Origin of the sequence: Brevibacillus sp. HB1.3 (assembly GCF_013186635.1) — a bacterium.
Classification (GTDB): domain Bacteria; phylum Bacillota; class Bacilli; order Brevibacillales; family Brevibacillaceae; genus Brevibacillus; species Brevibacillus brevis_D.
In genome coordinates this window covers 197904-210728 of sequence record NZ_JABMIT010000001.1, presented here as the reverse complement: position 1 = coordinate 210728, position 12825 = coordinate 197904, and the positions used below count along the sequence as shown (strand labels likewise).

At 47.1% G+C, this 12825-nt stretch carries 13 protein-coding genes and 2 riboswitches; of the genes, 6 read left to right on the top strand and 7 right to left on the bottom strand.

The window, feature by feature from the left end:
* Nucleotides 1-22: 22 nt before the first annotated feature.
* Nucleotides 23-1126 carry a glycine cleavage system aminomethyltransferase GcvT gene (gene gcvT, locus HPY31_RS01095; RefSeq protein ID WP_172137778.1) on the bottom strand — a complete coding sequence of 368 codons (1104 nt, stop codon included), beginning with the start codon at nucleotides 1124-1126 and terminating at the stop codon, nucleotides 23-25.
* A gap of 79 nt (nucleotides 1127-1205) precedes the next feature.
* Nucleotides 1206-1325, bottom strand: a riboswitch (glycine riboswitch).
* 1 nt (nucleotide 1326) lies between these two features.
* A riboswitch (glycine riboswitch) is annotated at nucleotides 1327-1422 on the bottom strand.
* Nucleotides 1423-1643: 221 nt separating this feature from the next.
* Between gcvT and HPY31_RS01090 the strand changes: the two genes are divergently transcribed.
* The 3 genes from HPY31_RS01090 to HPY31_RS01080 all read left to right on the top strand — a co-directional run bounded on the left by HPY31_RS01090 (nucleotide 1644) and on the right by HPY31_RS01080 (nucleotide 5479).
* Nucleotides 1644-3350 carry a DEAD/DEAH box helicase gene (locus tag HPY31_RS01090; RefSeq protein WP_172137776.1) on the top strand — a complete coding sequence of 569 codons (1707 nt, stop codon included), beginning with the start codon at nucleotides 1644-1646 and terminating at the stop codon, nucleotides 3348-3350.
* A gap of 36 nt (nucleotides 3351-3386) precedes the next feature.
* Entirely contained in the window at nucleotides 3387-4511 is a 1125-nt protein-coding gene (locus HPY31_RS01085; protein ID WP_172137774.1) for a YqhG family protein, read from the top strand.
* Between the two features lie 110 nt (nucleotides 4512-4621).
* Nucleotides 4622-5479 carry a hypothetical protein gene (locus HPY31_RS01080; RefSeq protein WP_172137772.1) on the top strand — a complete coding sequence of 286 codons (858 nt, stop codon included), beginning with the start codon at nucleotides 4622-4624 and terminating at the stop codon, nucleotides 5477-5479.
* Between the two features lie 33 nt (nucleotides 5480-5512).
* Here HPY31_RS01080 and HPY31_RS01075 read toward each other — a convergent pair whose 3' ends face one another.
* The 5 genes from HPY31_RS01075 to HPY31_RS01055 form a co-directional block, all read right to left on the bottom strand.
* Nucleotides 5513-5767 (bottom strand): YkuS family protein, encoded by a 255-nt coding sequence (locus HPY31_RS01075; protein WP_012685991.1) that lies wholly within the window; start codon nucleotides 5765-5767, stop codon nucleotides 5513-5515.
* A gap of 39 nt (nucleotides 5768-5806) precedes the next feature.
* Nucleotides 5807-5968 (bottom strand): YqzE family protein, encoded by a 162-nt coding sequence (locus HPY31_RS01070; RefSeq protein WP_007725773.1) that lies wholly within the window; start codon nucleotides 5966-5968, stop codon nucleotides 5807-5809.
* A 56-nt stretch (nucleotides 5969-6024) separates the two neighbouring features.
* Nucleotides 6025-6546, bottom strand: a complete 522-nt coding sequence (locus tag HPY31_RS01065; RefSeq protein WP_172137770.1) for a shikimate kinase — start codon at nucleotides 6544-6546, stop codon at nucleotides 6025-6027.
* Between the two features lie 4 nt (nucleotides 6547-6550).
* Complete coding sequence (locus tag HPY31_RS01060) at nucleotides 6551-8410, bottom strand: stalk domain-containing protein (RefSeq protein ID WP_172137768.1); 1860 nt, start codon at nucleotides 8408-8410, stop codon at nucleotides 6551-6553.
* A 198-nt stretch (nucleotides 8411-8608) separates the two neighbouring features.
* Complete coding sequence (locus HPY31_RS01055; RefSeq protein ID WP_172137766.1) at nucleotides 8609-9568, bottom strand: helix-turn-helix transcriptional regulator; 960 nt, start codon at nucleotides 9566-9568, stop codon at nucleotides 8609-8611.
* A 142-nt stretch (nucleotides 9569-9710) separates the two neighbouring features.
* Here HPY31_RS01055 and modA point away from each other — a divergent pair, with 142 nt between their 5' ends.
* Genes modA through HPY31_RS01040 form a run of 3 tightly spaced genes read left to right on the top strand, consistent with a single transcriptional unit; the run spans nucleotide 9711 to nucleotide 11900 of the window.
* Nucleotides 9711-10508: a molybdate ABC transporter substrate-binding protein gene (gene modA / locus HPY31_RS01050; RefSeq protein ID WP_172137764.1), complete on the top strand. Its 798-nt coding sequence runs from the start codon at nucleotides 9711-9713 to the stop codon at nucleotides 10506-10508.
* Nucleotides 10509-10532: 24 nt separating this feature from the next.
* On the top strand, nucleotides 10533-11219 hold the full coding sequence (gene modB, locus HPY31_RS01045; protein ID WP_172138872.1) for a molybdate ABC transporter permease subunit: 687 nt from the start codon (nucleotides 10533-10535) through the stop codon (nucleotides 11217-11219).
* Nucleotides 11220-11234: 15 nt separating this feature from the next.
* Nucleotides 11235-11900, top strand: coding sequence for an ABC transporter ATP-binding protein (locus HPY31_RS01040; RefSeq protein WP_172138874.1), 666 nt, complete (start codon nucleotides 11235-11237; stop codon nucleotides 11898-11900).
* 29 nt (nucleotides 11901-11929) lie between these two features.
* On the opposite strand, the gene HPY31_RS01035 is transcribed toward HPY31_RS01040, so the two are convergent.
* On the bottom strand, nucleotides 11930-12694 hold the full coding sequence (locus HPY31_RS01035) for a LamB/YcsF family protein (protein WP_172137762.1): 765 nt from the start codon (nucleotides 12692-12694) through the stop codon (nucleotides 11930-11932).
* Nucleotides 12695-12825: the final 131 nt, after the last annotated feature.

Sequence of the window (12825 nt, the reverse complement as noted above, 5' to 3'; positions counted from 1 at the left end):
AAGGATGTATGTGGTGGATCGTTTAGTTTTTTGGGCGTTTATAAAATGGAGCGGCAACAACTTCTGCTTTCAGACGTTTTCCGCGAATTTCTACTTCTACTGGTGTACCTAACGCAGCATGCTCGGTTTTTACGAGAGCGAGACCGACGTTTTTCTTCAAGGTTGGAGATTGTGTTCCCGTCGTCACTTCGCCAATGAGCTCTTCCCCCACATAGACAGGGTAATGCGTGCGCGGAATCCCACGATCGATCATTTCAATCCCTACCAGCTTGCGTGGGGCACCGTTTTCTTTTTGTGCCTTCAGCACTTCTTGACCGATGAACGGCACCTCTTTGTCTACCTTGACAGCAAAGCCAATGCCCGCTTCGATCGGCGTAATGTCTTTGCTGAGCTCTTGTCCGTACAGTGGCAGCTTGGCTTCAAAACGAAGCGTATCGCGCGCACCGAGACCGCACGGCAACAGACCTTCTTCTTTTCCAGCATCCAGCAAGATGTCCCACAGCTCTGCTGCACGATTGGCATCCAAATAAATCTCGAAGCCATCTTCGCCAGTATAGCCAGTGCGGGAGACCAAACCTGGAATACCGCTCACTTGCACATCACGCTCAAAACGGAAAAAACCGATTTGAGACAAGTCTGTAGTCGTCAGCTTTTGCAGAATGGATTCTGCCAGAGGACCTTGAATGGCGATTTGTGCTGTTTGTGGCGAAATATTCTCAATCGTTACGCCTGGAATCAGATGTTCTTCTAGCCACGCATAGTCTTTGTCGATATTCCCCGCGTTGATGACGAGCAAGTAATGATCATCTGCATACTTGTAAACAAGCAGATCGTCTACCGTTCCCCCATCTGGGTAACAAAGTACACTGTACTGCGCCTGCCCGACTGCCAGCTTAGACACGTCATTCGTAGTCACACGCTGGAGATAAGTAAGAGCGTTTTCCCCTTTTACGTCCACTTCTCCCATATGGGAAACATCAAATAGACCAGCTTTTGTCCGAACGGCTTCATGCTCTTGACCAATGCTTGTAAACTGCACCGGCAGATCCCAACCACCGAAGTCGATGGTTTTCGCGCCATACTTTGCATAAGAATCAAATAGTGGCGTACGTTTCAAATTGGACATGTGGCACCTCCTGTGAACAATAAGAATCCAAAACAAAACAGAGGGGGAAAAACGGGTACACCAAAATAATGGTGCCCATTTCTCCTCCTCTGTCCTTGGTACCTGAGAGTTACCTTGCGAATCAGGTGGGGGTATATCGTTCCCACTTGCAAGTTTCCCCTTTGGTGGCTCATATGAATGTGAGCTCTCTCCAGAGTTGCGTCCAGTAGAGGTACTTTTGCCTGAGAGATTCACCGTTACCGGCTTGCTCCTTCGGCGCTGCCAAACGTTCCAGCAGTCTCTCCCTACTACCTTCATTCGCGGTTGTTTCATGGTCATACATAAGTTTTTGCTAACATTTCCATACTAGTGGATGTACTACCTCTTTATCCTACCATGAGAGTTCAAAGTTGAAAATATACAAATTAACAGTCAGATTCAGAAAAACTTAACAAAACACATTGACAATACATAAATGTTCAGTTTTTTGGCATTAACCATGAAAGTTATGGCAGAGCTATGAAAAGGAGTATCTTATATGCCGAATGTTCCTATTTCATTTGATACGAGTTGGATCCATCCGCTTACAGAACGAATGCAAGAAGATGGTCCTTGGGATAAGTGGGAGCTGTTCAAGCTCTCATTGGAAGCCGAGGAAGCGATGGCTGTTCGCGATTTTGACCAACTACAATGTCTGAAATACCTTCCACTCTTATCACCATTTCCTCACCAGTTGGAGACAGCCAAACGCGTCCTGTTAGAGATGCGTGGTCGTGCCATTCTCGCAGATGAGGTCGGTCTGGGAAAGACGATCGAAGCAGGGTTGATCATGAAGGAGTATATGGTTCGCGGCTTGGCTAAAAAAATTCTCGTCCTGGTTCCGGCCTCTCTCGTGATTCAATGGACAAAAGAGCTTCATCAAAAATTCGGCATTGCAGCAGTCGCGCAAAAAAAAGAATACATGTGGCGGCAGCACGAAGTCGTTGTCGCATCCATAGATACAGCAAAACGCGATCCGCACAGACGTCACGTACTCGACATCGATTACGACATGCTCATCATCGACGAGGCCCATAAACTCAAAAATAAACGGACCCGCAACTATCAGTTCGTCAAAGAGATCCGCAAAAAATATTGCCTGCTCCTTACTGCCACTCCCATTCAAAACGAGATGGACGAGCTGTACAACCTCATCAATTTGTTAAAGCCAGGTCACCTCGGCCATACATCCACCTTCTCTACCAATTACGTAGAGGGCAAACGCCAATCCAAAAACAGCGAGAAATTGCGGGAAGAAATTGAAAAGGTCATGATTCGCAACAAACGAAGTGATGGCGGTATCCAATTCACCAGCCGTCGTGTTCAGTCGATCCCGATTGACCTAACCCCTGAGGAAATGAACTTGTACGAAGGGGTGACCCGCTTTGTCCGCGAGCAATACCAAACAGGATTTGGGGTTGGTGGCTTCAACTCTCTCGCACTGATTACCTTGCAGCGTGAGGTCTGCTCCAGTAAGGAAGCTGCGTTTATGACACTGTATAACATGCACCAGCGTACCGGCGAGGACTCTCCTTTGCGCACGCAAATTCTTGAGCTAGTGGAGATGATCAAACAAATAGAGACGCATTCCAAGGCCGCCAAAACAGTTGAGCTCATTCAACAAATCAACGACAAAGTGATCATTTTTACGGAGTACCGGGCAACACAAAACTATTTACAAAAGTATTTGCACGACCATGGGATCACTTCTGTCCCCTTCCGCGGTGGCTTTAAACGCAGCAAAAAGGACTGGATGACGGATCTTTTCCAAAATCGTGCACAAGTCCTGATCGCGACGGAAGCGGGCGGCGAAGGGATCAATTTGCAGTTCTGCAATCAAGTCATCAATTACGACATGCCTTGGAATCCCATGCGAGTGGAGCAACGAATCGGCCGCGTCCATCGGCTAGGACAAAAAAGGGATGTGCACATTTACAATTTATCGACAACAGGAACGATCGAGGAGCATATTCTCAAACTCCTGTATGAAAAAATCGACCTGTTTGAAATGGTCATCGGTGAACTCGATGATATTGTGGAACGCCTGAATCTAAACCACTCCTTGGAAGATAATCTGATTCAAATCATTATGGATTCTCGATCCTCCAAAGAAATGGCGCTAAAGCTCGATAACATTGGACACGCGATTCGAGCAAGCAAAATAACAAAAGAAGACGTCCCGCTCTCTGAGGCGGCTGACCAATAACTCTTGTTGGAAACGAAAAAGAAATGAGGTCTCCTGATGCAGCAACAACAGGTCAGACAATTTGTCGAGCGCTATTTGGCGACTTTTTCTGCCCATATCGTCGAATCTCACCCGGATTATTTCACAGTCAAACTCCCCGTCGAGGTGGACAAAGATATCGGCAATCGCCCTTTTTACTGGAGCTGGGTGGATAAAATGAACTTGGCTTATCAGCCATTGGTGCTCACCTTTACTTTTCATCCGGATTCAACGCCTGAAGGATTGCGATCCGAGCATCTGCATCTAGGGGCTACCCGTATGCAACAAATTTTCGCTTCAACCAAAAAGCATGGCAGCTTTGTCTGTATGTACGAGCAACAAGGGGGGCTTTTAGGCAATGCCGGCAAGCGCCGGTCAACCCCTCTCGTGCCTTGGCTCGGGATGAATTTGAAGGTTTCCCTGCTCTGTGACAAGCGACGTGACATTTTATTGTACCTGGGGATTAATTTGCATCAGCCGCGGTTGGTGACGGATTTCACTTCGTTTTTATTTTCACTTTCCTTAACCCCTGCGATCCCTGACTACTATTACACGTTGGATCGAAAGGTAACCATCCAGGAAGCCCTCCAAATGGCACAACAGGAAGTCGAACATACATTGGAACAAGAAGATCAGCATTGGGCAGAGGAAGCGCGCACGCGTTTAAGCGAAGAATTGGCTATCTTGGAAGCGTACTATGAAGAATTGGCACGGCGCGAACCTGAAAAGGAACAGTCAAAAGCAGACGAAACCGAAGAAGAAGTAGAGCAAACAGAAGCGCAGCCGTCACTCGAACAAGAAGCCCTCCACCCCGAGCCTGATCCAGCTAGACCAACTTCTGTCGAACAGCCAACATCTTTTGACGAATACCGGGCGTCTGGCGGACGAATCCTCGACTTTTTACGTACAAACGGAATCCAAACCACCCCACGCGAAGAGATTCATCAAGCAGAGTGGAAAAAGAGCACGCCAGATGAGGAGAGACAACGCCGAAAAGACGAGCTGGTATGGCAATACGAGCCGCGGATCGAGGTTTCGTTCATCAACGGTGGTTTGTTCTATTTATCCTCCGCTCCTCCGCTCATGCGGTCATCGAAAGCAAAAAGCATGCGACATCTCCCCGCATCAGGGCGAATCATGTAAAAGATCAACGAGAAAATGTGAAACAGAAAAGACACGTTGCAACAAATCTTTTTGTCATAGCTGGTTACAATAGGAATAGGTTAAGCCTTTACAAAAGGTGGTGCAAAGTTGTGACCAGACGATTTCTCCCTTTTATCGCTGCTCTTTTGTCTCTCATGCTGCTTTCCTCACTAGCATATGCGCAAGACGAAGCAAGCTGGGACAAGCAGTTCCAAAAACAAATTCGAGAATGGATGGATGCAATCGCAAGCCGAGACCCTCAATTCAAGCAATGGCAGGACGCCAAGACGGATGTGCAAACACTTGGTGCAGGGCAGCATCAATGGCTGGTAAGTATAAAAAAAGCGGACAAGCAGGTAGGGTATTTGGTGATAGGGGAATCACCTGATTCCACTTCCCATGAGAAATTTGTTCTACTGGAATACGGTGTCGGGGAGTACATCTTGTTCGATGACGCCTTTGCTCCGAAGGAAATCGCGGCGGAGCCCGTTTATGACGGGTTCGCTTCCTACTGGCTGATCACCCAGAAGTCAGATACACAAATGGTCAATGCAAAAACAGGAGAAATGTATCCCACTTCCTTTCAAATTAGCGAGCCCGCTGTCGATGCTTTCGCAGGCGAGCAGCTCATACAAAATGGCCAACGCCTGACACAAATGAGAATTTTAAGCGCAGCCGAGTCTGATCCTTTTGATCATATCGGGTGGGTCAGCCAATTGAGTACAACGGATACAGACGTGTCCTGGAACCAATTGTGGAAACAAAATTATGCCTCACCGGTAACATTAGCCGTCCCGATTCACCAGTCACAGGTTTTGGCCCCCTTTGTCGTCGGTTCCCTGCATTTATGGAATGACCAAAACGCTTATGTCGGTGTATGGGATGAGGGCCTGCGCTTTGTCCCGTATTCATATGCCCATCGGGTCGGACGATTTTTCGTAAACGAAACAAGCTCTCCTGCCGAATAACCGGTTGGAGAGCTTGTTTTTTACGTTTTCTATTCACCGATGTTCTGTAGGAGAGAGACGCTCATGAACGGCATGAAAAATTTCATGGGCGGTCATTCCCTCTGCATTAATGACGGGAGCTCCTGTAATCGTTTTGTTTTGATCACCCAGTACGTTGATATCCTGTCCTGTAATGACAATCGCATCTACCACCTGCTGCCAGTTGCCTAAATCAACAACTTCGTAACCATTTTGACGCAGCATCTTGCACACTTCAGACAAGGAATTTTCTACCGCTACTCTCGCCATATGCACCCTCCGCCTCGTTCATGATAGATTCCACCAATTTTATTTGCGCCACAACAGTCGTATGGACATCGGAATGGCACCAAACCAGCGTGACGACCAGGACTCGCGTGGAGTCTTACGTAAACGGCGTTCATCTTTTGGAGTATCCATGTACTGAACAAACAGTTTCGTCAGGTACTTTAAATATTCCTGAAAGGACATCGCACTTGACCTCCTTCTTACTCGCGGTTCACACCACGGCGCAAGCGCTGTCCCCTCTATTGTTCCCCGTCCTGTGTTCTTTCAACCACTTGCCTCGTAATTTCCAGTACAATATCGGAAAGGCTCTTTCCTGTCGTCTCCACCTGAATGGGCGCGAAATCATATACACCTGCGCGCTCCGCCATTAAGGTTTTTACCCTTGTCGCGACTCCTCCTGCCAACAACGGACGGCCTGTATCCTTTTCCAAACGCTTGATGAGCTCTTCTTCCGTAGCATGCAGCGCGATTACGATGCCATGCTCCAACATCATCTCTACGTTTTGCTTCCGTAATACAGCTCCTCCCCCAGTTGTTACTACCTGAGATCCTACAGCTAATAATTGCGCCAGACGTTTCGTCTCGACGTCACGGAAATACGCTTCACCTTGATCCGTGAAGATTTCTGGAATACTGCGACCTTCCCATTCTACGATTGCATCATCCAAGTCCGTATGCTTCATTTCTAAAGAGGCAGCGAGTGCGGCGCCAACCGTGGTTTTTCCCGTTCCCATAAATCCGACTAACACCAGGTTTTTCATTTCATTACTGCCCCTTTCCAATCGTTGGGTAGGTATTAATCTTCACTGTTTTTTGTTGCTGATTATACTCCGTCTCATATCCCAATGCTTTTTCAAAAAAAGACAGTGGAACCATCGTACGTTCTTTGATTTCAATTAGCGGGCTACCTAAATCTATTCGCTTGCCATCCACTTCAGCAAAGCGCTCCCGTTCCTTTATAAATACTTCGCGTCCATTTCCTTTTACGCGGATCATTTGTTTCTTGTCATCCCAGCTAATCGCTACTCCCATTTTCTCGCCGAGCTCACGCAACGGAATATAAACCGTCTTGTGGGTGACCCGAGCAGGAATCGATGGATAAAAGCTCATGTTATTGATGATTGTGGTGATATAAGGTTCCAGTTGTACAGCACCAAAGCCATTCTTATTTGCACTATTGGTATACAGGGTGAAATATTTGGCTTCCCCTTGCAAGGTTTGTCCAAGCGCCTGATCGAGATGCTCTGCACCAATGACACTGCCATGATAATTTTGCTGGACGCGCTGTAAGAATCGCTTATAGGCATCGTCACCGATTTTGCGGCGCAGGTTGTCGAACAGAAGTGCTCCCCGAGAATACCAGGTCAGCTTAAACTCTTCCTCGGTAGAAAACTTCTGCAATGGCTTGTCGAGCTTTCCATTTGGATAACGCTCTTGTAAACGTTTGACATCCCTGTTGTACGTATCCAGCAGAGTCGTAGCTGATTGGGCACCATAACGTTTCTGCAAGTAATGAGACACACCCAGCTCCACCAGACCCTCATCAAGCCACCCATGCGAGGACTCCAATGTAGCCACACTGTTGTACCACCAAAGATGCCCCACCTCATGCGGCAGCCAATGATCAATCAGATTGTTGTAATGCATGTCTCTTTTGAATACGGCGAGGTTTGCGTATTCCATAGCGTACGTCGTCCCCGTACTTGTTTCCGCAATCGCCACGTTCGGATACGGCAACGGCCCATACATATCGATGAAAGTAGGAAAGACCGATTGAGCAATGGTTTTGATTCTTTCAATGTTGCCTTTATCAACGGAAGCAATGTCAACCGTTAAATTCGGAGCAAATTGAATCGTTTCAATGTGATAAAGAGGACTTCCCACCAGCCCAAAGTTCAACAATTTTTTTGCTTGATAATGGACTTGCTGCTTATTGCCACCGATTGACTTCGTTTGCCCTCTGCCCCATGAACTGACCCATTTATAGCCTTGTGGAGAAGTAAATGACACATCATAATCTCCATAGTGGTAAACGAATGGATCACCAAAATCAACGCGTTGCGGTGGGTCATACCAAACGCCTTTTTGATTTTGGGCACCGAGCATCGGGTACCATGTCGTCAACGTCCAAATATCGTCTTTCACCCCAAAACGTGTGCCTCTGCGTGGAACCGGGTTCTCGAATTCAATGGTTAAAGCGCCACGGAGCTCCTTGCCAAGCGGATTTGCCAGCTTCACCAGCGATTGACCACGTTCAAAAGAAAGCGGCTTGTCCTTGTAGCGAATCGACTTCACCGTCATTTTGTTCCAAAGGTAATCGTAAATATACAATCGTACATCTGGCGTTTTCGGATTGTCGAACTCCAAGGTCATGTTTCCCGTTATTTTTGCTTCGGACGTATGTAATTCAGCTTGAATCTTATAGACAGGGTTCAAATCCTTAACATAAGACGGCAGAGGCGGATCATAAGAAAATGGATCAACGAACTTTTGCGCCTCCTCAGATGAATGATTCATGGCAATGATTTGAGAAATAGCTGGCCAATACGCGACGACTCCAACTGAGCCAAAAAAAATGAGGATCGTCACACATACTAGTAAGCTCGTTTTATGTAGTGATTTCATGACAGCCCCCAAATAATAAACCGCCCGGCGGCAGGCGCTAAATGTTTTTGTTTCATTGTAGCAAATATATGTCAAGCTGAGTAGAAATTCAGGAGATTCTGTAGAGAAACTGCCATATTTGACAATCATCTGTATCTGCTGAAAATAAAAAAAGCCGCCACTCATTGTATCGTAATGATTGGCAGCTTTCTTTAGTATTTACCAGGTTTCGTACATAATTTTTCCGGTCTGGCTAAGATCATAGCCCCCAACTGCTTCCAATTCCTTTTGAAATGGACGCGACCCGAGAACATCAAGAACAGCCTGAATGAGCTGATCGTTGTCCTTGTTTTTCAACAAGACGAGGTCATATCGCTCACGCACAGTTGGGACAAACTCCACTCCCACGAGTGAAGCCGCCTTTTCAATGCCCACTCCTACATCTGCCTCGCGCCGGGCCACGACTCCTGCGACTGCCAGATGATTGGACTCTTCCCGTTCATAGCCAATCACGTCACTCCCCGCTATCTTTGCCAGTCGAAACTGCTCTTCAATCAACGTTCGTGCACCGGACCCTTTTTCCCGATTGACCATGCGGATGCCCGGCTTCGTAAAATCACCCCATGCTTTGATCTGTTTTGGATTACCTGCCTGTACGTAGAATCCGGCCCAACGTGACAACATATTGATGACAACAAAACGATGTCCACACAAAATGCGACGAATATACGGGACATTGTATTCATTGGTATCCCCATCGTACAAGTGCGTGCTGACGATATCAGCTTTACCCGTATACATTGCCACGAGGCTGTTCAGAGAGCCCACGTACGAGCGAAGCGGTCGGTATGCCTCATCCTTTTTCTCCAAATGGCCCGCCAGTAGGTCCAAGCTCACATCCTGCCCGCTAATAATGATATTGCGGCCTGTACCACTCTGCTCATATCGTGCCGATTGTTGGGCTTGTTCTGTCTGCGGGATGCTAACGGCTGAGGCTTGTCTGTATACTCCTTTTGCCTTCGCCTTGTACGCTTCCAGATCACTTTCGTCTACACGCATTTGCCGACCGACGCGATATGCGGGCAGCTCTCCTTTTTTTATGAGATCGTAGACTGTTAGCTTGGAAATACGTAAAATTTTCGCTATTTCTTCGGTGGTGTAAGAATTTTGTTGACTCATGTCCCGCCTCCGTTATCCCCTTTGCTCTATTGTCAAACAAGTGTCGTAAAATCGCAATTGATTATTCATTACGAATCCATATAATCTAGTTATGCCCAGTTATAATTACTTATAACTAAATATAATTATGGAGGTCTTTTTTATGAAGAAGCATTGGTTTGCCTTATTGACAGCATTTTGCTTGATGCTAACTGCTTGCTCGACAACACAAACCGCACCACAAGCAACTGAACCAGCCAAAACCGATGCAGTAAAAGTAGAACTGATGATTTCTGCTGCTGCTAGCTTGACGGATGCCTTGAATGAGTTGAAAACGCAATACGAAACGGAACACCCAGGAACGACTCTCACCTTTAACTTCGGTGGCTCGGGCAAACTCGCCACACAAATTACGCAAGGTGCTCCGTCTGACGTATTTTTGTCTGCTAGCAAAAAAGACATGGACGGTCTAGAAGAACAGCAACTAATCGCCAAAGACACACGCCAAGACTTCACCAAAAACTCGCTTGTTCTCATTGCAGGTAACAAAAGTGCTGTCGCTATCTCTTCTTTTGAAGAACTGAACAACGCAGCGATCAAGCATATTGCCGTCGGTGAGCCTGAGACAGTCCCAGCTGGGCGATATGCGAAAGAAACATTGGATACGCTGAAAATGTGGGATTCTCTTTCCGCACAAATGGTATTTGGCAGCGATGTTCGCCAAGTTTTGACCTTCGTAGAATCCGGTAACGCGGATGTCGGTATTGTCTATTCCAGTGATGCTGCCGCTTCGAAAGATGTTAAGGTATTGGCGACAGCCAAGCCTGAATGGCACAAGCCGATCGTTTATCCAGGTGCGGTCGTCAGCGCATCGAAGAACCAAGATGCAGCAAAAGCTTTTCTAGCCTACTTGACAAGCGACAAAGGAAAAGCGATCTTACAGAAGTACGGATTTCAATAAACGAACGGAATGGAGGTGGCAAGCGTGATTGAAACAAATCTTACTCCTTTGATGCTCTCCCTTAAAGTTGCTGCGCTCTCCACCTCCTTTGTTTTTATCCTCGGAATGGTTTCTGCAAGATGGATGACACAAAAGGATTTTTGGGGGAAGAATGTGCTGGAGTCCTTCTTTTTGCTTCCGCTTGTCCTCCCCCCCACTGTTGTTGGCTTCGGTCTGTTGCTGCTTTTCGGGAAAAACGGTTTTCTCGGTCAGCTTCTGCATGATTGGTTCAATATTACCGTCGTCTTTACCCTGACAGGCGCCGTTATTGCCTCGATTGTCGTTTCCTTTCCGCTGATGTATCAGAGTGCAGTCGCTGCCTTCACAGGAGTGGATCGTCGCTTGGAGAATGCGGCACGCACGATGGGGGCTTCGGAATGGCGCTTATTCTGGACCGTTACCTTTCCCTTGGCTTGGCCTGGCCTATTGGCTGGATTTGTTCTTTCTTTTGCCCGTGGTTTAGGGGAGTTTGGTGCTACGCTGATGCTCGCAGGCTACATCCCTGGGAAAACCGATACGATTCCCGTCGCCATTTATTTTGCTGTTGAGGCTGGTCAAATGGATAAGGCATTGTTTTGGGTCATCATTATTGTTTCCTTGGGGATGGGTACGACTCTCTGGCTGAATTGGTGGAGTCGTCGCAATGTGCGCAGGTACGCCAATCAAAAGTAAGGCAGGTGAATGGAATTGCTCTTTCTCGACATACAGAAGCGTTTGCCTGATTTTATTTTGGATGTGTCCTTTACGGTGCAAAAGGAAATTGCTGTGCTGTTTGGACCATCCGGCTCTGGCAAAACAACCATATTGAACAGTATTGCAGGTCTGGTTCATCCTGATACTGGCGTGATCCAATTAAACGAGAACGTCTTTTATCGCGAAGGACAGAAGCCGCTTCCTGTACAAAATCGCAGCATCGGCTATTTATTTCAAGATTATGCACTGTTCCCTCACATGACCGTCGAGCAAAATGTTCGATACGGCTTAAAAAAGGGGCATGAACTGAATTTGGCTCCATTGTTGTCCTCAGTGGGAATCGATCATCTGTTGCAAAAATATCCTCACCAGTTATCCGGGGGACAAAAACAACGGGTGGCACTCGTACGTGCACTTGCGACTGAACCAGATATTCTGCTCCTTGATGAGCCTTTATCGGCCCTGGATGCAGATACGCGTAAACAATGCCAGGATGAGTTACTTCGCCTTCACGCCATGTGGAACATCCCTTTTCTGTTGGTCACCCATGATCGTGAAGAAGCCGAGAAGCTCGCTGATGTCATTTTCCTGATCGATAATGGCACAATCAAAGAACGAAAAAATGAAAAAAGCCATTCAGCAACGTCCATTTCCCGATAATGGGTTGGCATTGCTGGATGGCTTTTTACCTATCGAGCTGTGATTGGTTCAATTTTCACATCGTTTTGTTTTGCCCACTTATGTACTTCGCCGAGGAATTGCAGTACGTCATGGCTCTCATGATGGACACAAAGGGTATCGGCCGCCAAGTCAATGTGCTCGCCATTGACCGTCATTACTCTTTGTTTTAAAACGAGCTGTCGTGTCTGCTCCATACGTTCTTCCTTGCTGATCAGTACGCTTCCTTCCAGCTCACGCGGCGCCAATCGACCATTCGGCAAATAAGCCCGCTCTGCAAATACTTCCTCTGCCACTTGAAGCCCGTGTTCCAAGCCTGCTTCTACAAGCTTGCTGCCAGACAGTGCATAGAGGATCAGATCTTCATCAATATCTGCAATGGCTTGGACAACCGCTTCTGCGAGCTCTGGCCGCTCGGCCGCTTCGTTATACAACGCGCCATGCAATTTCACATGGTGAAGCTCCCCGCCGAGTGCTTTTGTAGTACCTGCCAAGGCTGCAATTTGATACAACACCAGCTCATACACTTCATTGACAGACAAGTTCATCGAACGACGTCCGAATCCTTGAATATCTGCATAACCGGGATGTGCCCCGATTTTCACATCATGCTTGAGTGCGGCTTCGATTGTTCTGCAAATAATATGGGGATCCCCTGCATGCAATCCGCAAGCAATATTAACGGAGGTGATCCATTTCATAATCCCCAAATCCTCTGATTGTCGACCTCTGCTGAAGCCCTCTGCCATATCGCAGTTAATATCCAGATGAATCATGTATGCTCACCTTTCTTTCGCTACTCTATCATTTGAAAACGCATTCATACGCGTGGCTGCTCGTTTTCTTCCACTTTAGCATACCATGTACGCCAGTTTAACAAAAGCAAAAAAGCTGCCGAAAAATGGCA